Below are 23057 nucleotides of genomic sequence, written 5' to 3'. Positions count from 1 at the left end.
GATATCATACTATGTCAAAACAAATTGTCATCTTAGGCGCTGGTTATGGCGGTCTTCTTGCCGCTTTAAACGTACGTAAATATTACAGCAAATCAGAAGCACAAGTTACAGTGATTAACCAATACCCAACACACCAAATCATCACTGAACTACACCGCCTTGCAGCTGGTAACGTGTCTGAGCAAGCAGTTGCAATGCCACTTACAAAGCTTTTCAAAGGGAAAGACATCGATCTTAAAATCGCAACAGTTGAGTCATTCTCAGTTGATAGCAAAGAAATCAAACTAGCTGGTGGCACTACTTTATCTTACGATGCACTTGTAGTTGCTTTAGGAAGTAAAACTGCTTACTTCGGTATTCCAGGACTAGAAGAAAACAGCATGGTATTAAAATCGGCTGCTGATGCAAACAAAATCTACAAACACGTTGAAGACCGTATTCGTGAATACGCGAAAACGAAAAACGAAGCTGATGCTACAATCGTAATCGGTGGTGGCGGATTAACTGGCGTTGAGCTAGTTGGTGAGCTTGCTGACATTATGCCTAAACTTGCAAAAAGCCACGGCGTAAATCCAAAAGAAGTGAAACTTCTTCTTGTTGAAGCAGGTCCAAAAATCCTTCCAGTATTACCAGACCACTTAATCGAACGTGCAACTACTAGCCTAGAAGCACGCGGTGTTACATTCTTAACTGGTCTTCCTGTAACAAACGTTGCTGGCAATGAAATCGACTTAAAAGACGGTCAAAAACTTGTTGCTAACACATTCGTTTGGACAGGCGGCGTACAAGGTAACCCATTAATCGGTGAATCAGGTCTTGAAGTTAACCGTGGACGTGCAACAGTTGATGCATACCTACAATCTACTTCTCACAAAGACGTATTCGTTGCTGGAGACAGCGCTGTTGTCTTCGCTCCAGACGGACGTCCATACCCACCAACTGCACAAATCGCTTGGCAAATGGGTGAGTTAATTGGATACAACTTATACGCAGCACTAGAAGGCAAAGCATTGGAAGAGTTCGCACCTGTAAACTCTGGAACACTTGCTAGTCTAGGACGTAAAGATGCGGTTGCTACAATTGGAGCAAGTAATACTCCACTTAAAGGCTTACCAGCATCATTAATGAAAGAAGCAAGTAACGTTCGTTACTTATCACACATTAAAGGTCTATTCAGCTTAGCTTACTAATCTGAATATAAGCCCGAATCATGCCCTGCATGGTTCGGGCTATTTTTTATCCGTAATTTTCTCTAACTTATTTATTCGTCAAAAAAATTATATACCCTTTAAATTTATCTAAATATACTGACTTTTTATAATGAAAGCTGTCCCGTTCGGAACAGTTCTTATTGTCGCTTTTTGTCGGTAAATCGATATATTGGGAAAATCGCTGATATATTCGGATTTGCGCTGATATATTTCGAAAATCGCCGATATAATTTGAGTTACGGTCGATATATTCGAAAAATCGCCGATATATTTTCCAGCCTTACTTATTATCCTAATTTCACAAGACTGTAGTTCTTCTTCCCTTTACGAATAATAATAAATCTTCCATCAAATGAATTTTCTACAGTAACATCTGTACCCACATCTGTTACTTTCTCACCATTCATAGAAATCGCACCATTATTAATGTCCTCGCGTGCTTGTCGTCTAGATGGTTCAATCCCTAAATCGACTAGCCACTCTACGATGTTTTTCGTCTCTTTTGAAGACTGGAATGTTGGCATTTCTTTAAAGCCTTGTTCAATTTCATCAGCTGTTAACGATTTAATATCTCCGCTAAATAACGCTGCTGTAATTTTCTCAGCTTGCAGGAACGCCTCTTCTCCATGAACAAATTTCGTCATTTCTTCCGCTAACACTTTTTGCGCTTCACGTTTATGAGGCTCTGTTTCTACCTTCGTTGCTAATTCATCAATACGCTCTTTCGTTAAGAACGTAAAGTATTTCAAGTATTTAATTACGTCACGGTCATCTGTATTTACCCAGAACTGGTAAAATTCAAACGGTGTCGTTTTTTCAGGATCAAGCCAAACCGCACCACCCGCTGATTTACCAAACTTCGTACCGTCCGATTTTAATAATAACGGAATCGTTAATCCGAATACTTTCGCCTCATGACCTTCTAACTTACGAATTAAATCTAAACCACTCGTAATATTTCCCCATTGGTCACTGCCACCAATTTGAAGTTGAACATCCTCTTTCGTGTATAAATGGTGGAAGTCCATCGCTTGCAAAATTTGGTACGTGAATTCTGTGAAAGAAATACCTGTATCTAAACGGCTTGCTACAATATCCTTCGCTAACATGCTATTGATGCTAAAGTTTTTCCCGTAATCACGTAAAAACTCAATAATATTTATTTCATGTGTCCAATCATAGTTATTTACCATCTTCACTTCGCTATTTCCACCAAAATCAAATAGCTTTTTCATTTGTGCTGTTAACGCATCTACATTATGCTGAACCACTTCTAACGTTTGAAGCTGACGCTCTGATTGTCGTCCACTCGGATCACCAATTGTTCCTGTTGCCCCGCCAATTAAAATAACAGGATGATGGCCAGCTAATTGGAATCTCTTCATCATCATAAACGGAATCAAATGTCCGATATGCATACTATCACCAGTTGGATCAACTCCGCAGTATAGTGAAATCTTTTTCTCTTCTACTAGCTTACGTAAGCCTTCTTCGTCAGTCTGCTGATTAACGGCGCCGCGCCATTCTAATTCATCAATAATATTCATCTTTTGTCATCCCCTTTATTTTTTAAAAACAAAAAAGCCCCTATGTCTACGATAGACATAGGGACGATTATTCACCGTGTTACCACCCAGTTTGCATAAATAGCATAGCTACTCATACCACTCTTAGCAATAATATCGATTGCTAGTCCGCTTAGCATTACCTAAGATACTCCAGAGTGTAATTCGCAAGTTTGTTTGTGCTAGGTTCCAGCAACCCCTAGCTCTCTCGTTAACAGTGACAAACTGCTACTGGGCTCTTTCAACGTATGTTACTTGTTAAATTATTAGCCATTATATTGAATTGAAAACAAATTGTCAACAATACCCAAATGTTATTTTAAAATAATTCATATCTTCATACGTATTTCGTTATTCTTTATCTTCTCCAATAATCCTTACTTCTCGCTCCAACTTCACGCCAAATTTCTCTTCAACTGTCTTTTGTACGAAGTGAATTAAATCGATGTAATCTTGTGCTGTTCCGTTATCAACATTCACCATAAATCCAGCGTGTTTTAAAGAAACTTCTACTCCACCAATTCGCTTACCTTGTAGTCCTGAGTCTTGAATTAACTTACCAGCAAAGTTATTTGGTGGGCGCTTAAATACGCTACCACATGAAGGATATTCTAGAGGCTGTTTTGACTCACGTTTAAACGTTAAATCATCCATTTTGGCTTTAATTTCTTCATGTACACCTTCTTCAAGTTCAAATCTCGCTTCAAGAATAATGTAATGGTTGTTCGCAAATACACTCTTACGATATCCAAATTCAAATGCTTCTTTCGTCAAAGTACGTAGCTCTCCATCACCTGTCATTACGACAGCTTCTGTTAATACAAACGAAATTTCACCGCCGTATGCACCAGCATTCATATATAATGCTCCGCCAACTGAACCTGGAATACCACAAGCAAACTCAAGACCCGTTAAGTTATGGTCTAAGGCAATACGTGATACGTCAATAATTGCTGCACCACACTGTGCTACAATCGTCGTTCCTGTTACAGTAACACCTGTAATATGAATTAAACTTACTGTAATCCCGCGAATTCCACCATCTTTAATAATGACATTCGATCCATTTCCTAAAAACGTAACTGGAATATTATATTCGTTCGCATATTTAATAACTTCTTGAATTTCATCATAATTTGTAGGCGCAACAAAAACATCTGCTTTTCCGCCAACTTTAATATGCGTATGATTCTTTAACATTTCATCTTGTTTAACATGTCCTTCAGGCAATACCGTACTTAAATATTTATAAACCTCTTGCATATTCATTTTACGATTCCTCTATTTCTATATTCATTTTATCCCGTTATACGGGCCCATAATATCCCCACGTACATGAAAAAACCTAAAGTGGTGGATACAGTGTACCCAAAATCAATTCGAGACACCTATAAACCTCTTAATTTATAAGAGGTGCCACTCATATTAAAATATATATTGCATAATAAAGCAACCCAAATGGACTACTAAACTTGACATGTCATCAGAAAGACAACAATTTGTAAAATATATGACTTTTTCAAAACACTATCCCTCAGTATCTTACTATACCACACAAAAAGAAAGTGGTATTTTTTTGTACTTTTTACTTTATTTACATCAATAAAAAAGAGCACATCCCACAGAATGTGCTCTTTCTATACTCTTTATATTACTTTTCGTTCTCTTCTTTTTCTTTATCAAACCATAACAGCTCATCGTTATCAACTTCACCATTATAATTGATTAAAATTTCTTCTCCTGCTTTTATATCTTTATAAGCATAGAAGTTAAATGTATGATTCTCAAAAACGATGTCATACGTTGCATTCGGTGTATATGAATGATTAAATAACATACCATATCCTAAAAGGATTGCCGTATGATTGATTCCATACTCAAATGCGTAATCAGCAAGTAACGTTTTCTCAATATGTTCATGCTGTTCATTCGGATAAGAGATAACTGGTGCTGCGTGTATCAACTCACCCTTTTTAATATCACGAGTTGCAAATACACCTCTATTAAATTCTCCATCACTAAGTTCAGAAGTCTTAACTTCGATCATATGCGTCACCTATATAATTCTTTCTTTGAAGTATTTTATTCCGCTATTTGCGGATAGCTTGATTGGTGAGGGCTAATAATCAGTATGTACTAGTCTCACTTTATCTCCTTAAGCTTGGCAGAAAACGCGCAGAAAAGCAATTAAATTCCTATCAAGTATTCGTTTCAATGAAAAAAGAGCACATCACTCGTGCTCTTTCTAAGCAATATTACTTTTCTAAAATATCTTCTAACAACTTCACTTGCTCGCTAACAGTTTGTAACGTCTTCACTGACGTATCATTTCGATGTTTTTCTTCTTCCACACTCGCTAGCACTTCTTCTGTAGCTGTAGAAGTTTGCTGAATTACGTTAGAAGCATGCGTAACATCCTTTACAATATTCGTCGTTTTAACTTGGAAACTTTCTTGATGAACAACAACCTCTCGCATTACTTTATTAATCGCATCAATAAACTTCCCTAAATCAGTTACATTTGTTAAAACACTTGCTAACATCTCGTTACATTCTTCTTGTACTCTTTCTGACTTCTCTACTTGCACTTCTACCTTACTTGCTTGATTACTAAACTCCTTCAAAATCCCTTGAATTCTTCCCGCAGAACGATTTGATTCTTCAGCAAGCTTTAACACTTCACTCGCTACAATAGCAAAACCTTTTCCATGCTCGCCTGCCCTCGCAGCTTCAATATTTGCATTTAAAGCTAGCAAACTCGTCTGACTTGAAATATTCGTTATTACATCTACAATTTCATTAATTTGTTTCGATTGCATCATTAAATCTCTAAATATAATTCCAGACTGTGAAACAACATCATTTAAACTTCTCATGTTAGTTTCAAAATTTCTTAGAGTATGTACACTACCTTTTGAAATTTCTAAGCTTTCATCCACATGAGCCGATGCAGTTCTTACTTGAGAGATGATTTGCTCAATATTTCCCTCCATATCATTCAATACTTCTACCGAACGATACATCATCTCTGATTGTGATTGCGTACCAACTGCCACCTCTTCAAAGGCAAAATTAATTTCACTCATCGATTCCATCGACGTGTTCATATTTTGTCTTAAATGATTGAAATTACTATCTAGTTTCACAACTGTTTCTTCAATAAGTCTTTGCGTCTCTTCTAACTCCTGAGCTTTTCTCATTACTTCTTGCTTCTCATCACTTAAACGAAGGAGCAGATTAGAACCGATTTTCGTGACGCCCCACATAGCGATTGTTACAATCGCTAACAAACTTGCGAAATTAGCAGCTTCAGATGAGGCTGTATAAGCAAAAAATTGCTCCGGCCAATAGCTACAAAGGATAAATGTGATCACAACAGCTACCCCGCCAATAATTAAAATGAGGCGCTCGCTTAAATAAATAAGTGAAACAGCTAATGTAAAATAGACCATTTGAAATACAGCCGGGCTTTCATTAAAAGCTTGTACCATAATGTAAGACATTGTAAGCAACATAAATGTCATGATATATTTATACGCTGATTCCATACTTTTTATAAAAGTAAAAAGCGTTCCAAATGCAACGACAGAAATACCACAAATCCAAAATGCTATGGCTCTCTCTGTAAAAATATATCCATAATACCCAATTGCGATTATCCCAAGGAAGAAACTACAAATCGTTATAAACAGTAATAAATGATTTTTCTGTGATTCTTTCTCAAGGTTAGAAAAACAAGTCCTCTTTAACCACTCCATATGAAGCCCCACCTTCTACTTATACATATCAATTACTTCAGTTTAAATACCGCACTTACTGGGTTATGATCGCTATTTTCAAACTTTAAATCTTTCCCTTGTACATTTACAATCTCTACATTCGGTGAAACGATAAAGCCATCAATAATAGTGACGAAATTTTCACCTTCTACATATTTCTTTACATCATCTCTTACAGTCATAACAGACGGATCTACAGCCCATTTAAAGCCACCGTCTGTAAAGTCCTTCGGTAACTCTACTAACCACTCAGGACGCTCTTTCACGAACTTCGGATCACTTAATTGAGCGTTCGAAACCAATTGATTCCAATCTCCACCCATTATTACGTAATCACCATTTTCATAATGCTTGTTCATATATTCTTTTAAATACTCTACTTGCTGTTTTCTAATTTTCCCGCCTTCATCATAAGCAGACAAATGTAAATTTACGAGTCTAACATGTTTTCCATTATTAACAGGAATTTTATATTCCACAATTGCTCGATCTAAATCAAACAAACGCTTTGGCCAAGGCTCCATTCCAGGCAGCTGGAACCTCTTCGCTTCTTGAACAGTGTATTTAGAAAACGTACTTAATCCAGCCTCCGCATATCCCATTGGATTTGTTATTGGCACTGGAACCCATTTCGTATCGTAGTTCTTGCCAAATGACGAAACATAATCAGGTAATCCTTTTTTCAAAAATTCATGTTCATTTACATCAAATGAACGAAGTGACTTTATATCAACTTCTTGTAATAGTGCAAAATCACTATTCTCATTTTGTAAAAACGAAAGCATATTCTTTAAATTAGTTTCCGTTTGCTCTTTACTACTTGAACCAGATCCCTTTCCACCATCCATAAAGAAATCTTGATCCTTATCTAACCCAGCATATCCAATATTAAATGTTGTAACTTTAAACTCATTTCCAGTCGCTAATACGCGCTCCTTATTATTCTCTACCTTCAAGCTTATAACATCAGCAGGCTGTTCTTTAGTAAGTGTCATATAAGCTAGAAATCCTCCTACAATGCCCGCTACTACTAAAACACATGTAAATACGATTTTTAAAAATTTCTTCAAATAAATGACTCCTTTTCACGCAAATTTATTTTTCTTTATTTTCAGTCAAATAAAACAAAACGACACACATAAGAAACATTTTATCATAATTAAAACCGTATATCACTATATTTAGTTGATAAGTAATCGATCCCATTTTAATTACTTAAAAAGCCTTCAGACATCAAAAAAAGAAAAGTTACACCCTCCTCCTCACTGGAAATTAAACGGTATATTTAGTACACTATATGTAATAATCATAGGCGATGGAGTTCGCCATAAACGCTGCTTAGCTAATGACTCCTACCAGTATGGATACTGGTAGGAGTCTATTTTTTTGAGCAAGCTATTTAAAGAGGTGAGAAAATTGATTTATATTATCGTTGGCATTGCTGGTATATTAGGAGCTCTTTCTCGTTATTATTTAGGTCTTAATATCAACACATTTTGGCATCATTCATTTCCATTGGCAACATTACTCATTAACTTAATCGGTTGCTTTTTCTTAGCGTGGCTAACTACTTATATCGCTCGGCTAAACATCTTACCTTCAGAGGTTATCACAGGCATCGGAACTGGATTCATCGGTTCCTTTACGACTTTTTCAACATTTAGTGTAGAAACTGTGCAATTGATCAATCATTCTGAGTGGAGCATAGCCTTCTTATATGTATCATGCAGCATACTTGGTGGCCTCATTATGTCTGGCCTTGGCTATACACTTGGAGATTTCTTAATTAAGAAATCTCTTACAGAAGGTGATTACTCATGATAGAAGCTTTATTAGTCGCAACAGGAGGATTTTTCGGTGCGATTACACGATTTGCAATTAGCAATTGGTTTAAGAAAAGAAATAAAACACAATTTCCAATTGCTACATTCCTTATTAATATAACAGGGGCATTTTTACTTGGGTATATAATTGGCAACGGAGTCACTACAGGCTGGCAACTATTATTAGGTACTGGATTTATGGGCGCATTCACTACATTTTCTACGTTTAAATTAGAATCTGTTCAGCTTCTCAATCGTAAAAAACTATACATCTTCCTTTTATATTTAAGTGCTACTTACATAATTGGTATCGCCTTTGCCTTCCTTGGAATGAAGTTAGGCGGAATATAAAAAAGCGACTCTATTGAGTCGCTTTTTTTCATAAGAAATATGTCCCGCCATATGGAATGGAAAATAAACCAGCTGGATGTACATCGTAATGTATAATTTGCATCGGAAGTTGTGAATACGGCATATACTGACTTTGCATCATTTGTGCAAAATATGCTTGTTGCTGCATTTGAATAGCTTGATTCACAGCATGAATTGTCCCTTGTGCCCCAGCCAGCGTAATAGCAGCTCCTACTTGTCTACCATTATAAAAATAATGATTCATCATGATTCATCTCACTTATTCTTTTTCTTCCATATGGTATGTTTCTATTTCATAGTGAGTGTTTTGTCCCTATCTATTGCCCTTTTTCAGCTTTGAAGTAATAAATCCAAATAGCAATATACCAATACCACTAAGGAACAATATATAACTTATCGGTACTAGGAAAAAGAAAGGTTCTTCAAGAAATCCATCCGCTCCTACTTTACTGTTTGAAGCATGTATCGTTAAAGAAATAATCGCTAAAATCATGAAAGAAATAGCTACTACGTATTTATTTTTCATTTCACATTCTCCTCTACTTATGTAATTCCCCTTAGATTCTTACCATCATATTATCTAAAAAAGAATTAACAGTCAATAATTATTTATTGTTAAACAATAAATAATTATTGACTAAACAAACAACAAAAAGGTTTGCAAAGCATCTTAAATCACTTCGCAAACCTTCTAAATTATAAATATTTACACTTCAAACCTCTTGCTTAATACAATATACATTGCGCAAAATAGCACGAATATCCCAGCATAAATTAACAAAATCTCTACACTAAACATATCCGACAACGGACCAAATATTATCATTCCTAAAGGAAGCGCGCATGAATTCGCAATTTGTACAAGGCTAAACATCCGTCCGTGCATTGATGGTTCTACTTTCTCCTGCAATAACACAGTAACTGGTGTATTGAAGCACGGCATTGTTATACCAATTAAAAAATTAAAGATGTAATACTGCTATTTATTCCATTTACTTTCATAAGATACTCTTTCGGAACGATTTGCGGAATTAATGCATTCACAGCTGGCGTTTGTACTCCTGTTCCAGCTGAACGAATGAGTAACACAATAAAAAGTAACCAAATACTTTTATATCCTGTTAAAAATAAAATTGCTAAGACTAACGTCGCAATCGCTATAATTCCATCTGATAACATAATCATCTTTTTACGGTCATAACGATCAATCCAAACACCTGCAAACAAAGATATCGCAATTTGTGGTAGAAAACCGCAAACAGTTGAAATAGTCAACATCACTCCTGATGATGTTGTAAGGGTGATATACCATATAATCGCGTATTGCACGAGAGAGGAACCGAACAACGAAATAGTTTGAGCGGTCAAAAATAATATAATTTTCGTTTTCCAATTGTTTTCACTCATATGTTTCACACCCCCTTAACTAATCCCGTCTCTATATGAAAGATGCTATCTGCCCAATCAAGATAAAAACTTGCTTCGTGAGATACGAGTATAATGCTGCCCTTAAACTTAATTAACGCCTTTTGCAAAGCTTCCTTCGCTTCTGCATCCAAATGATTTGTCGGCTCATCTAAAATTAAGAAGTTACAAGGTGATAGTAATAATCCACACAGTTTCACCTTCGATTGTTCACCACCACTTAACGTACGAATTTCTTGCGAAACGTGCGTATCCTTCACTCCACACGCAGCTAAATGATGGCGTATTTCCTTCATATTCAGTTTAGGAAACTGTTCTGAAATAATTTGAAGCGGCGTTAAAGAATCATTGCTCCAATTTAAATCTTGCTCATAATATCCAATCTTTATTTGCTCTGAAAAGTGAAACTCTCCAGAAATACTAGCAATATTTCCAACGATTGTTTTTAATAAAGTAGATTTCCCTACTCCATTGAAACCTGTAATGACAAGTTTTTGCCCACCCATTACTGAAAAATTCAACTTTGGTAAGAGAGCGAAGTCGTAACCAACTTCAAGATTATTTACTTCAAGAACTGTCTGAACTGAAATGGGAAGTTCCTGAAAATGAATAGACGGTTTATGAGTAAAACTTGGTGGCGCAATTCTTTCCATACGCTGTAATTGTTTTCTACGACCTTGCGCTATTTTTGAATTCACCCCAGCAATATTTCTACGAATATACTCTTCCGTTTTTTCAATTTTCTTTTGCTGTGCATAATATTGGCGAATATAATCTTTTCGCAAATGCTCCTTTTGTCTTACAAAATCTGAGTATTTGCCGTAATACTTCTTAACTGTTCCGAACTCTACATCACATATGCAAGAAGTTACCTTTTCCAGAAAATCAAAATCATGTGATACGACAATAAACGCTCCTTCAAAATTCATTAAATAATTAGCAAGCCACTCCACATGCTCCTTATCGAGAAAATTCGTCGGTTCATCTAGCAATAAAATATTAGGCTCTTCTAATAAGAGCTTCGCTAAAATTACCTTTGCACGCTGCCCTCCGCTTAATTCACCAATCACACGATTCATCCCAATCACATCAATACCTAAACCGACTGCCACCTTATTCGTAATACTATCTACTGAATAAAAATCACGAGCCTCGAGCAGTCCTTGAATTTCTGCCGCTTTCAATAGTTGATTTTCATCTCCAGTCATCGCACTTTCTTCATATAACTTGTTCATTCTCTTTTCCATTTCATACAAATCATAAAAGGCTCTCTTTAAATATTGTGAAATGGTATAACCCTCATCAATTTCTGCGTATTGATCAAGATGTCCAATTTGAATATTAGGTTGCCACGTTATGTCTCCCTTATCAGGAATAATTTCCCCCACCAATATTTTCATTAATGTGCTTTTTCCTGCACCATTCTGTCCAACAATTCCCATATGCTCCCCTTTATGCAAATCAAAAGAAGCATTTTCGTATAATACTTTATCTATAAAACTATGTGATAAACTTTCCACTTTAAGTAAACTCATTTTTATTCCTCTTTTCCTGAAATTAAAAAAAGCAGAGAGATAGCGTCATTCGACACTAGCCCTCTGCTTCGTGGTTTTTCCTATACTACTCCAATTTATAGTAAAGACTCATCGGAATAATATACACAAAGGGCCATAGACAAAGCATTGTCTATGGCCCCTTAATCTATTTTATACACCAGCTGAAAAACCATAACGAAATAAGCATAGATACACTATACTTTTTTAGAAAAGTTATTCAGCCGATGAATATAGGGGATTTATACCCCTTGATTAAGCTCCGTACAACGCTTCACCGTATACATTTGTGCGGAGCAAAGTTTTCTAATGAGTTTTACAAATTTTATATAAAGCATATTATGCACCTTCCTTAATACTTAAAAAGGATTTTAGCATACGGTTTTACGAAGCGTCAACATTACTTCCGAATCTTTCAACTACTTGTTTTCAAAATATTGCTTCTGAAACATACACATTCTTATTGCATTATGATAGTTACCATCAACGAAAAACTCATCGATAAGCTCACCTTCTACCATAAACCCAACTTTTTTATAAACATGTACTGCCTTTTCATTTTCCTTATCCACAACTAAATAAATCTTATGCATATTTAGTACGGAAAAAGCGTAATCCATTGCTAAACGCGTCGCATCCACTGCATAACCATATCCTTGATAATTCGGATCAATAATAATTTGGAATTCTGTTCTACGGTGAATATAATCGATTTCTACTAACTCAACTAATCCAACCATTTCATTGTCTTTCTCAACAATAAATCGGCGTTCGCTTTGATCATGTATATGTTTATCATATAAGTCTTGCAGCTCCACAAATGCCTCATACGGCTCTTCAAACCAATACGACATAATATGCGCATTATTATTCAGTTCGTGTACAAACTTTAAATCTTCTCGTTCTAATGGACGTAACTTCAATTCCTGATTCATTCCTATAACCTCCAAGTAAAAGAAGCCTCTTCACTTAATTTCTCAATTTTTTTCGATTTCAAACGCCCTAATTTCATTGTAAACTTTCAAGCAACTTGAAGGTCAAGATGTAAAAAAGTAGTGCAAACTTACGTCTGCACTACTACTCTTTTCTCAAATCTCTCATATTTGATATGTATAAAGCAATAACTAAAACAAGAATTGCTCCTGCGTATAATAACGTCTCCATCGGTTCCTCATGAGACACAATAATTAATCGAATTAAGGCCGTAATTCCGATATAAATAAAATAACGTAACGGGAAATGATAGTTCGATTTAAAATACTTAATAATTAATGCAATGAACTCGAAGTATAAGAAATAGACGATGATACTTTCAACCAATTTATAAGACGTATACTCTTTTGCCGAAAAAATATACTGCACGAACGTAATTGTCTCATTCACTAAGAAAATTGATAACACAATGGATAATATAATTAAGGCTATATTTAATATCCATTGCAAAACACTAGCTATAACATGATCGATATTAAATGACTTCATACTCTCTTTAGACTCCCCTTCGTATAAGTACTTATTTATTATAGCAAAATTACGATTGGAAAGAAGTTAAATCATATATTCGTCCTTTGTTATTGCCAGTGAAGGTGATGTTCATTGTTTGGAGGAGTCTTTTAACCGCAGAACTAGATTCCATATTAAGAAATTCCCTCAATTCGCTATTAGTAGTTATCACACTAAACAGAAGTGTGTAATCTTGTACAGCACGTAAATGAGCATGTTTAGACATACTATTGCAATTTGAACAACGCCATCCCTGTCTTTCTTTTAACATTGCCATTGTAAAACATTCCTCACACTGTACACCCTTTAGCAATTCCTCTTTTTTAATTTTATATTGCGCAAGAACATTTTGACGTTGCGGAATGTGCTCATTCATAATCTGGCCTATAAGTCCATTTATATTATCAATCACTTTTTCTTTATATTGATTTTTAATCTGTTTTATTCTATTAGGTAAATTTGCACTGTGGATAATTTTACTAGACAGTATTTCATCTGAAGTTTTAATAATTGTACGAGGGGAACTAATTACAACGAGGGCTTCAATCGGAATATTATGTAAATCATGTAGATTCAGCCATTTTCTCAGTTGCATCTCTTGCCGTTTCAGTTGTAAAAGCGGATCTGGGAATCCTTCTTCCGTATTACCATCTACTATTCGAATAAGTTGATTGAACTTTGTATCAAAAATTAATGTACCAATAATATTTTTTATTTCAAAAAAAAGAAGAAAATAAGATGAAACTATGAGGGTATCAATTTGGAAATAATGTTTTTGATCAAATAACCTAATATCATGTAAAATATGGTATTCTGCTTCGGATAGAAAACTCAGCGGATACTCAATCGCCTGCTCTCCTTTATAGCCGGCCATAAATTTCGCTAGACTTTCAACCACCACATTCCTTTTTGGATGATGAGCAGGCAATCTTCTAAGTAAAGCTTCTAATTGCAGCAAATATACGGGCATTTTCCGCTCTTTCACAATCATTTTTATCCCCCTCCAAAATATATCAGCGATTTTTCAAATATATCAGCACAACTCCAAATATATCGGCGATTTTCGAAATATATCGGCGCAACTCCAAATATATCAGCGATTTTCGAAATATATCAACTTACCGACAAAAACCGACACAACATACACACATAAAATCTTATACACAGTATAACATCACATCTAAAATCGCAATGTAAGCATAATGTGTATACCCCAATGTGATTACGCCATTTTCAAAATAAGAAATTTACATTCCCCCCATGTAAAAGACCTTTTTATAAGTATGAAAAAAATTTAGGAATTAGTTTATCTTTTTTTAATGTTTTATTTAGAGGCAGTTTATAGTCGGGGATTAACATAAGAAACGTAGCAATTAAGTTTATATATGACGCACTGCTACTATAATCGCTAACCGTACTACTTGAAATCATAAAATAAGGAGACGATAAAACATGAACAAAAAAACAAAAGCACTATCATCCGTACTGCTCGGATTCACATTAGCATTAACAGGGTGTGCTGGTACTAAAGCTGAAGAAAATCATGGGAAACAAAAGCAAGAACAAGTTGCTAAAGAAACAAAAAAGGAAAATAAATTAACTAAAGGGCAAAAAATGGCTAATATTCTTAGCGAGACAAATTGGCAAGGTACACAAGTGTATGACAAAGATAAGAATGACTTAACAAAAGAGAATGCAAACTTCATTGGTCTTGCAAAATATGATGCGAAGTCCGGCAGATATGAATTTTTTGATGCTAAAACAGGTGCAAGTCGTGGCGATAAAGGAACTTTCTTTATCACAAATGATGGGAAAAAGAGAATATTAATTTCAGAATCAATGAAGTATCAAGCTGTCGTTGACATGACAAAACTAAATAAAAATGTATTTACTTATAAACGAATAGGGAAAGACGCTAACGGTAAAGATGTAGAAGTTTTCGTTGAACATGTTCCATATAAAGAAAAAGAACTTTCTTTCACTGATCCGGACAAGCAGCTGAACACGACTACAGGAGATATTGTTAAAAACGTTGATGGAGATAAAATTTTAGGCGGTACCCTTTGGCACGGAACAAAGGTATTAGACGAAACTGGTAACGATGTAACACAGTTTAATTCGAATTTTATAAGTCTAGCAAAATTTGATGACAAATCTAATAAATATGAGTTCTTCAATAGCGAAACAGGTCAAAGCCGCGGTGATTATGGCTACTTCGATGTTGTACACGAAAATAAAATAAGAGCCCATGTTTCAATTGGAAATAACAAATACGGTGCTGCTCTTGAACTTACTGAACTAAATAAGAATAAATTTACGTATAAGAGAACTGGTAAAGACCAAGCTGGTAAGGATATAACTATATTCGTTGAACATGAACCTTATAAAGGTGATATGAAACCACAATTTAGCTTTTAAAAACGTTTGATTAAAGATCCTGTACTGAGTTACAGGATCTTTCTTATTAAGCAAGAGAACAAAAAGACGAAAAACATGTAGCTTTTCGTCTGCACAATATTCCCACCTTATAGTTGATGATTTACAAAACTTAAAAACATACCGATACAAAATAAAATTTGTGACCAAGTAAAAAGCGCCCTACTTATAGGGCGCTTGTTTTATACTTAATGACTAATACTAGCTGTTGGGTATAATGTTGTTCCTCCAATTGAAACTTTTATTTCATTTGTTAATGGAACATTTTGTTCATTAATAATTGTTCTCCACCATTCCCATGCAAGACCTGTACATTCTCTTGCTACAATTTTTATATTTTTTGAATTTGGTGGGAGTGGGATAACTGTAGAGTAATGAGCCGTTTTGTCTTTTCCGCTACCATCCCACGTTTTATGTGTTAGTACTTCGTTACCCTTTTGGTCAAATGTGAATTCATCCCAAGATACATCAAATTGAGCAACGTAAGCACCGTAATGATCAAGTGTCATTTTAGCACTTGAATATTCTGTAGTTGTCGTCTCAATATAATCTGTATTGTTATGAACAGCAGCAGTTGCATTATCTTTTAAGAAAGTGCTTGTATATGAAATTGGGTATGCTGGATTTTTAAGACTTAATTCAGCATTATCTTTAATGATATTTCGGATTTCATTGAAATCTTTAGTAACAACCTTGTTATGCTCTTTCGCATCTCCGCCTAATACTACAGCAGTAAAGGTACTTTCTTCAAAAATATCTTTATACTGTCCACTTGTTTCAACGCTGTTATTCTTAAGTAAGGCTTTAAAAGCAGCTTGTACATCTTTGCTCTTAGATGTTGTTTCTAATTTTACATAAATCGTTCTACCATAAGCTACATTTGAAACCATAACAGGTGGAGCCGAATTACTTACGCCTTTTCGAGTTAACTCGTCAAAAGTAACGCTATTATCAAAAAGGTCGGATGGATTGTTAGGTAGTTCAGCACTTACCGTATAAAATATTTGCTTATACGCCGCTACCATCACTTTTTTCTCTCCATTTGCAACCGCATTAAAATCAATGTTTAGACTGTTATCAAGATATTTAGCGTTAACATTAAGAGCACTTGCTATTTGTGATTTACTATAAACCATAGATTCCGTATACTGCATTCTTGCAGGTAACGTATGTGTTGTAGAATACTTTTCATTCCAAGTAGATACTAAATCGTCTACTGCTCCAGCTACATTACCATATGTCGGATTTTGGACAGTGATTGTATTTTCTTTTCTCATGCCCGGTAAGTCTATACTAATATTCAAAGGCTTTCTCTTAGCCACTAATAAACTTGGTTGATTGTCTGCAAAAGCTTTATTTGCAAGTTGTACAGCTCCTGGATACGTGCGATTCACTACAGAATCAATAATTGAAATATCGACTGGTGACGTTGTAAGTGATTTTTTTTCGCGTTCCACTACTACAAATTTACCATTTGAATTGATACTTTCTTTCGGAACAAAACTCTCTACTTTATCACCATTTACAGCTAAAACCTCTTGATTATTATATTTAAGATTTGCTATACCAGTATCAATGCCACTAGCATTTTTGGTTACATCAGTTACATTACTTGCTTGTGTTTCTGCGAAGGAAATAGATGAATAATTAATAGTGCATAGACTAACTAATAAACATGTAAGGAACTTTCTTCTTTTAGTGTTTTTCTTAATATTCAGAAAAATCACCCCGTTCTTTTTTTAGTAAAATATGATAATGATTGATAAATGATAGCTAACTAATAAATTTACATAAATGCTTTTAAAAGTTCTTGAATTAACGGGATTACGCCACCTACAAATTTTAAAACTGCCATTGCGATTTCCATATTATTTCCTCCTTTTTATTGCTACGAAAATATGATTTATCTTTATGCCCTCATTATAGTGACCCCTTACACTTTTATCAATACACTCTGATATGCAATATTACATATACAAAAAACAAGCTGAATTCTTTTGAAAAATTATACAGAGATATTTTTTCGTTTGGTACATACTTGAAAAGGTGAAGCATTCTTTTGCATTTTATAAGTAATCACATAAAAAAAGCTGCTGCCTATAAAATATAGACAGCAACTTCAACTAGAGTGTCTTGCATAATCTACGCAAGACATTTTATAACTAATAAACTGCGATCGGCCCATAAGGACCATTAATAATCTCTATTTTTGTTTCAAAAATATCTGTCAAAAGTGTTGGGTCCATAACTTCTTCTACTGTTCCAAAAGCAGCAATTTGTCCATCTTTCATAGCACAAATTTTATCCGAGTATTTAGCTGCAAAATTTATGTCATGCATGACAGTCAAAATTGTTCGTCCAAATTCATTAGCTGCACGTCTCAAATGCTCCATCATTTGAACAGAACGAGCAACATCAAGGTTGTTCAGAGGTTCGTCCAAAAGTACATATTCCGTCTCTTGGCACAATACCATCGCTACATATGCCCTTTGTCTTTGACCACCAGAAAGCTCATCTAAATATCTATTCTCTAAACTAGTTAAATCTAAGAAATCGATATATTTAGAAATGATAACCTCATCTTCTTTAGTCAATCTTCCCTTTGAATAAGGAAAGCGCCCAAATCCAACTAATTGTCTAACTGTAAGCCTAGTTACAAAATGATTTTCTTGTCGCAATATAGTCAAAACTTTTGCTAAGTCTTTTGATTTGGATTCAGAAACATCCATATTTGCTACCTGAATTTGGCCTTCATCCATATCTAAAAGTCTGCCAATCATCAAAAGTGTCGTGGACTTTCCAGCGCCATTTGGTCCAATTAAAGAAGTAAAGCCTGCTTTTGGTATTTCAATATCCAAAGGTCCTATTTTTACCTTATCAGTATAGAACTTTTTAACATTATCAATTTTTATCATAAAGCCCTCTTCCTTAAAACTATAGTTAAGAATATAATTCCACCAAATAATTCAATAATAACTGAAACTACACCTTGAGCATGGAATACATGATACATTAAAAAGTATGCGCTCGTCATTATTAAAAATCCTATAGCAAAAGCCATCGGAAAAATATATCTATGATCATAAGTTGCCGCTGCCTGATAACTCAAAGTTGCTACTAAAAAGCCGTAGAAAGTAAGTGGCCCAATTAGAGCTGTTGAAATGGACATTAAAATAGCTACTAATACAAGCGTATAAATTACACTAGGTTGGTATTTAACTCCAAAAGAAGTAGCAACATCTTTTCCTAGTGACAAAACATTCAAATTCTTAGAATGAGCAAAAATTAATACCGCTACAATTATGATCATAGGAATTACAATAGGAAAATATGCAGGATCTGCATGATTAACAGAACCAAATAATCTTGCTTGTAAAATATCAAATTCTGAAGGCGCAAGTAGTTTTCTCATGAAAGTTGACACAGAATTTAGCCCGGTACCAATAATAATTCCAACTAAAAGCATAAGTTGTAAATTCCCGTATTTACCGGAAAGTAACCATCCATAAAGTATCAAACTCATGAAGACCATAACAACAACTTGGAATAAAAATGATCCAATTCCATTAAAATTTATTAACGCACTAGCACCAAAGAAGAATACTGTACTCGTTTGAATTGCTGAATAAAGTGATTCGAAACCTAAAAGTGAAGGAGTAATAATTTTATTATTCGTAATAGATTGGAAAGCAACTGTCGACAAGCTATGGCAAACCGCAGCAATAATCATTGCAACAATAGCTACTATCCTTCTCTTAACGACTGGGATAAAAGAAGGTGAATCTATCGGAACTGGATTGTTATAAACTAAAAGTCCATATGAAGAAAGAAGACCTAAAGCAATCAATGTTATCAGTAAAATCCAATAACGTCTTGCTTCCTTCTTAGACCGAAAAGCGCTAGCTGATCTACTTTCATTATGAAGGCTAGAATCGATTTCGACATTTTCTTTTTTTCTATATTCTAATGTGATCATCGTAGCCTCCTTGGTTTTCTTTGTCTCAATAAAATAGTAATAAACACGACTGCTCCCACTGTTGCAAGTATTAAAGAAACAGGTAATTCAAAAGGCTGTATAATTGTTCGAGAAATGATGTCACAGGCAGTTATTGATCCCATTCCGATCACACAAACCCAAGGTAAATTACTCCTAAGATCATCACCTCTAAACATTGAAACGATATTTGGCACAATTAATCCTAAGAAAGGTAAGTGTCCAATAACAGCTGCAACAATTCCAACTGCAACAGAGATAAGAGCAGTCCCAAAAAGAACAATTCTATTGTAATTAACTCCAAGACTTGTTGCGACATCTTCTCCTAGTCCAGCTAAAGTCAATCTATTAGCATACATAAAAATAAGAAAAGTAATGATAACAATCAGCCATAAATATTCATATCTTCCCACCTGAATGTTAGCAAATGAACCTACAAACCAAGTTTCAATACTTTGCGTCTTTTGAAAAAGGAGTCCTAAAAAAGTAGACACTGCAGAAATTACTGCTCCAAGCATCAATCCGATAATCGGAACAATTAAAGACGAACGAAGCTTAACTCTTCTTAAAAATAGAAAGAAAATCATAGTTCCTATAAAAGAAAAAATGATTGCACCAGTCATTCTTTGAACTAAAGTCGGGGCAGGAAATAATAAATACACAAAAAGCAGGCCTAAGCCTGACCATTCAATCGTCCCCGTTGTAGTAGGTTCAACAAAACGATTCTGTGTAATTAATTGCATTACGAGTCCTGCCATCGCCATTGCAGCTCCAGTAAGCATTAATGCAACTGTTCTCGGAACACGAGTGATAAAAAACATCTCCATTCCGTCCTCTTGTCCACGTATATCATAAACTCCAGTAAACAGTGATATAATCCCTAAAATTATAACAACTATAACCGCTATTATAAAAGGTTTTGTCCATATTTTATTGTGATTATAAAACTGGGGTTGAGAAATATTCTCAACCCTAGAAATCATATTTTTTGACACTGTTTCGTACCCCTTTACACTACTTAGCTAAAGTTTTTGCAAGATTTCCAAATAACTCTATATAAGTTTGAATTGATTCATTTGTGTAAGTATCTTCTGGTGCATAAACAACTTGTTGTTTAGAAACAGCAGTTGTGTTTTGAAGAGCTGGTGATTTAGAAATAACATCCTTAGCAGGTGTTGACTTAGCTGCATCAGATGTTGCAGCATCACGATCTAATACGAAAAGCCAATCAGGATTTGTTTGTGCGATAGCTTCAACAGAAACATCATCACCTTTATGACCTGCAGTAGAATTCGAAACTTCTAATGCTGGAGTCCAACCGAAAATTTCATACATAGGTCCCCAAACGCGACCAGAGTGCGGCGCAGCAAAGCCAATATTTCCACCAGTAACGATAACACTCATAACTTTATCTTTTCCGTTATAAGCAGATTTTGCCTTTTCAATAGATTTATCGAAATCAGCTACTAATTGTTTAGCTTCTTTATCTTTAGCAAAGATTTTACCTAAAGTAGTTGTAGAATCTTTAAGTCCTTTTACTAAGTTTTCTCCAGGCTTAGTAGCCTTCTCAGAAACATCAAAATTAAGATCAATAACAGCTGCATTTGGCACTAATTTTTTGATTTCTTCATAATGATCAGCAAATCTTTGACCAACGATTACAAGATCAGGGTTTGCCGCTGCAATAATTTCTAGATTTGGTTCACGGTGATTCCCAATATTTTGAACTTTTTCATCCTTTTTATATGCTGAATCAGCAGGCATGATATCCTTTGGAGCAGCCGCTAATTTAATTCCCCAATCAGATAAAGTTTCAAAAGTTCTGTTATCCAAAGCAACTACATTCTTTGGGTTTACAGGTACTTTAACAGTTCCATGAGCATCAGTGATTTCAACCGTTTTTGGCTTATCACTACCATTATCTTTATTATTAGCCTTCGAAGTTTCTTTACTTGAATCTGAGCAAGCCACTAACATTAAAGTAAAAATTGCTAGAATACTCACTAATTTTAAAAGCATAGATTTTTTCATATGTATACTCCTTATAGTGTGATTTATTTCGAAAATGATGACATCCATAGATTGAATTAGAAAGTAACTTTTATTCAATTGAATCGCTATTGATAATCATTTTCATTTGAACATCCTGTTAATTAGTATAGTCATTAATTCTGTGAAAATCTTGTGAATCGTATGAATTCATAAAATCAAGCATAAAAAGTAATATGTGCGGTCAGGACTGTTGATTAACCTTCATTAAATACTTTCTCAACGAATACGGGACAGAGACCTTCCCTTACAAAATACGCGCAGTAATAGCTAATATTTCACAGAAACTACTTTATTATCTTATTTTTATCATTCAACCATTGAATAGCCTCTGCCATGTATCGTTTGAATATATCTATCTTTCTTCTCGCACTTTAGCTTTTTTCTTACATACCCAATATATAAGTCTACTACATTCGGATTTACTACTACGTCATATCCCCAAACTTGATTCAAAAGCATTTCACGGCTTAATATCGTATTTTTATTCTTAATTAAAAATACAAGTAAATCATACTCGCGCTTCGTAAGCGAGAGATTTTTGCCACCTTTTTTCACAATATTGCTAGATGCATCAACAAAGAGATCTTTAAACTGAAAAAAGTTTGTCTCATTTTGCTGGTTATAGTCACTTCTTCTTAAAATAGCTTGAACTCTCGCTACTAATTCTTCCTTCACAAATGGTTTTCTAATATAATCATCTGCTCCTGCTTGTAACCCTGCTATGCAATCCTCGCTAGAAATATTGTTGGTCACAATAATGATTGGTGTCGTTTTAACAAGTCGTATTTGTCTACAAATTTCTGGTCCCGATATACTTAATGAATCCCAATCCAATATGATAATATCCCAATCTTGCTCATATGCTATATTTAAACCTTGGTTTTCATTGTGAAGTTTTAAAATGAAATGGCCCTCTTGCGTTAAACCGCTTACGATTTTCTTTGCTGAAGACCGTTCATTTTTAATCACCAACACCTGCTTCACCGATGGTTCACCTCTACTTCAATATAAATTATTTAGATAAAAAAATTATCCCGAAAAAATAATTTAAGATTTATAAATTTAAAACCCCTAAATAATCCATTAAAACAGTTTATTAGGAGAACTCTATATAATCTTACAATATGTATGGATAAAAACACAAAACATATGGAGATTCAAATAAAATGAAGTATTAATTAATCAAACAGAGATGTTCATCCCCACTAATTATCAGTCCTCACCAATCGGGCTTTGACGGGATAAAATTGTGATCATTAAGGGATAACACACAAGATACATTGAGGATGTAAGTGAAAGAACCAAAGAATTAGATACATTCTATTTTTAGAACTATAACCTTTC

The 23057-nt window shown here is 34.7% G+C and carries 21 protein-coding genes, 1 pseudogene, 1 riboswitch and 1 other annotated feature; of the genes and pseudogenes, 4 read left to right on the top strand and 18 right to left on the bottom strand.

Going from position 1 to position 23057, the window contains the following annotated elements; translation table 11 throughout:
• The first annotated feature begins 11 nt into the window (after nt 1-11).
• Complete coding sequence (locus B9A45_RS03840; RefSeq protein ID WP_000043203.1) at nt 12-1190, top strand: NAD(P)/FAD-dependent oxidoreductase; 1179 nt, start codon at nt 12-14, stop codon at nt 1188-1190.
• Nucleotides 1191-1498: 308 nt separating this feature from the next.
• Here B9A45_RS03840 and tyrS read toward each other — a convergent pair whose 3' ends face one another.
• The 5 genes from tyrS to B9A45_RS03815 form a co-directional block, all read right to left on the bottom strand.
• Nucleotides 1499-2758: a tyrosine--tRNA ligase gene (gene tyrS, locus B9A45_RS03835; RefSeq protein ID WP_001021098.1), complete on the bottom strand. Its 1260-nt coding sequence runs from the start codon at nt 2756-2758 to the stop codon at nt 1499-1501.
• 56 nt (nt 2759-2814) lie between these two features.
• Nucleotides 2815-3030: a binding site (T-box leader), on the bottom strand.
• Between the two features lie 97 nt (nt 3031-3127).
• Nucleotides 3128-4045, bottom strand: a complete 918-nt coding sequence (gene murB / locus B9A45_RS03830; RefSeq protein ID WP_001057102.1) for a UDP-N-acetylmuramate dehydrogenase — start codon at nt 4043-4045, stop codon at nt 3128-3130.
• Between the two features lie 382 nt (nt 4046-4427).
• Nucleotides 4428-4823 (bottom strand): SET domain-containing protein, encoded by a 396-nt coding sequence (locus tag B9A45_RS03825; RefSeq protein WP_000573649.1) that lies wholly within the window; start codon nt 4821-4823, stop codon nt 4428-4430.
• 208 nt (nt 4824-5031) lie between these two features.
• Nucleotides 5032-6534, bottom strand: a complete 1503-nt coding sequence (locus tag B9A45_RS03820) for a DUF4077 domain-containing protein (protein WP_000455078.1) — start codon at nt 6532-6534, stop codon at nt 5032-5034.
• 32 nt (nt 6535-6566) lie between these two features.
• A complete protein-coding gene (locus B9A45_RS03815; RefSeq protein WP_000714051.1) occupies nt 6567-7625 on the bottom strand; it encodes an endonuclease/exonuclease/phosphatase family protein in 1059 nt (352 codons plus the stop codon).
• A gap of 232 nt (nt 7626-7857) precedes the next feature.
• Nucleotides 7858-7917: riboswitch (Fluoride riboswitch) on the top strand.
• Nucleotides 7918-7971: 54 nt separating this feature from the next.
• Between B9A45_RS03815 and crcB (B9A45_RS03810) the strand changes: the two genes are divergently transcribed.
• Together crcB (B9A45_RS03810) and crcB (B9A45_RS03805) are read left to right on the top strand one after the other, a co-directional pair.
• Nucleotides 7972-8376: a fluoride efflux transporter CrcB gene (gene crcB / locus B9A45_RS03810; RefSeq protein ID WP_000639312.1), complete on the top strand. Its 405-nt coding sequence runs from the start codon at nt 7972-7974 to the stop codon at nt 8374-8376.
• On the top strand, nt 8373-8729 hold the full coding sequence (gene crcB / locus B9A45_RS03805) for a fluoride efflux transporter CrcB (RefSeq protein ID WP_000568580.1): 357 nt from the start codon (nt 8373-8375) through the stop codon (nt 8727-8729). The genes crcB (B9A45_RS03810) and crcB (B9A45_RS03805) overlap by 4 nt, the downstream gene beginning before the upstream one ends.
• A gap of 28 nt (nt 8730-8757) precedes the next feature.
• On the opposite strand, the gene B9A45_RS03800 is transcribed toward crcB (B9A45_RS03805), so the two are convergent.
• From B9A45_RS03800 to B9A45_RS03770, 7 genes and pseudogenes are all read right to left on the bottom strand, one after another.
• Entirely contained in the window at nt 8758-8997 is a 240-nt protein-coding gene (locus tag B9A45_RS03800; protein WP_000980955.1) for a DUF3947 family protein, read from the bottom strand.
• Nucleotides 8998-9063: 66 nt separating this feature from the next.
• The gene (locus B9A45_RS03795; protein WP_000792610.1) at nt 9064-9276 is read right to left on the bottom strand and encodes a DUF3955 domain-containing protein; all 213 of its coding nucleotides are present in this window, start codon (nt 9274-9276) and stop codon (nt 9064-9066) included.
• A gap of 180 nt (nt 9277-9456) precedes the next feature.
• Nucleotides 9457-10157 (bottom strand): annotated as a pseudogene (locus tag B9A45_RS03790) (MFS transporter).
• A 5-nt stretch (nt 10158-10162) separates the two neighbouring features.
• Nucleotides 10163-11710, bottom strand: a complete 1548-nt coding sequence (locus B9A45_RS03785) for an ABC-F family ATP-binding cassette domain-containing protein (protein ID WP_084063875.1) — start codon at nt 11708-11710, stop codon at nt 10163-10165.
• A 437-nt stretch (nt 11711-12147) separates the two neighbouring features.
• Nucleotides 12148-12663, bottom strand: coding sequence for a spermidine N1-acetyltransferase (speG, locus tag B9A45_RS03780; RefSeq protein WP_001071092.1), 516 nt, complete (start codon nt 12661-12663; stop codon nt 12148-12150).
• Between the two features lie 142 nt (nt 12664-12805).
• On the bottom strand, nt 12806-13210 hold the full coding sequence (gene psiE / locus B9A45_RS03775) for a phosphate-starvation-inducible protein PsiE (protein ID WP_000834708.1): 405 nt from the start codon (nt 13208-13210) through the stop codon (nt 12806-12808).
• Nucleotides 13211-13259: 49 nt separating this feature from the next.
• Nucleotides 13260-14222 carry a nuclease-related domain-containing protein gene (locus B9A45_RS03770; RefSeq protein ID WP_000635745.1) on the bottom strand — a complete coding sequence of 321 codons (963 nt, stop codon included), beginning with the start codon at nt 14220-14222 and terminating at the stop codon, nt 13260-13262.
• A 461-nt stretch (nt 14223-14683) separates the two neighbouring features.
• Between B9A45_RS03770 and B9A45_RS03760 the strand changes: the two genes are divergently transcribed.
• Nucleotides 14684-15649, top strand: coding sequence for a DUF4822 domain-containing protein (locus B9A45_RS03760; RefSeq protein WP_084063874.1), 966 nt, complete (start codon nt 14684-14686; stop codon nt 15647-15649).
• Between the two features lie 206 nt (nt 15650-15855).
• On the opposite strand, the gene alo is transcribed toward B9A45_RS03760, so the two are convergent.
• The 6 genes from alo to B9A45_RS03725 all read right to left on the bottom strand — a co-directional run bounded on the left by alo (nt 15856) and on the right by B9A45_RS03725 (nt 22697).
• Nucleotides 15856-17394: an anthrolysin O/cereolysin O family cholesterol-dependent cytolysin Alo gene (alo, locus tag B9A45_RS03755; RefSeq protein ID WP_084063873.1), complete on the bottom strand. Its 1539-nt coding sequence runs from the start codon at nt 17392-17394 to the stop codon at nt 15856-15858.
• Between the two features lie 435 nt (nt 17395-17829).
• Nucleotides 17830-18582: an iron ABC transporter ATP-binding protein gene (locus tag B9A45_RS03745; RefSeq protein ID WP_000590070.1), complete on the bottom strand. Its 753-nt coding sequence runs from the start codon at nt 18580-18582 to the stop codon at nt 17830-17832.
• On the bottom strand, nt 18579-19643 hold the full coding sequence (locus tag B9A45_RS03740; RefSeq protein ID WP_000631244.1) for an iron chelate uptake ABC transporter family permease subunit: 1065 nt from the start codon (nt 19641-19643) through the stop codon (nt 18579-18581). The genes B9A45_RS03745 and B9A45_RS03740 overlap by 4 nt, the downstream gene beginning before the upstream one ends.
• Nucleotides 19640-20656: an ABC transporter permease gene (locus B9A45_RS03735; RefSeq protein ID WP_000042063.1), complete on the bottom strand. Its 1017-nt coding sequence runs from the start codon at nt 20654-20656 to the stop codon at nt 19640-19642. Before B9A45_RS03735 ends, B9A45_RS03740 begins: the two co-directional genes overlap by 4 nt.
• Before the next feature lie 19 nt (nt 20657-20675).
• Nucleotides 20676-21692 (bottom strand): siderophore ABC transporter substrate-binding protein, encoded by a 1017-nt coding sequence (locus tag B9A45_RS03730; RefSeq protein ID WP_000749436.1) that lies wholly within the window; start codon nt 21690-21692, stop codon nt 20676-20678.
• A 327-nt stretch (nt 21693-22019) separates the two neighbouring features.
• Complete coding sequence (locus B9A45_RS03725; protein WP_000815809.1) at nt 22020-22697, bottom strand: response regulator transcription factor; 678 nt, start codon at nt 22695-22697, stop codon at nt 22020-22022.
• Nucleotides 22698-23057 lie beyond the last annotated feature (360 nt).

It is taken from the genome of Bacillus sp. JKS001846 (genome assembly GCF_900176455.1).
Lineage (GTDB): Bacteria > Bacillota > Bacilli > Bacillales > Bacillaceae_G > Bacillus_A > Bacillus_A cereus.
The sequence above is the reverse complement of the archived record's forward strand: the minus strand, read 5'-3'. Positions and strand labels throughout refer to the sequence as shown.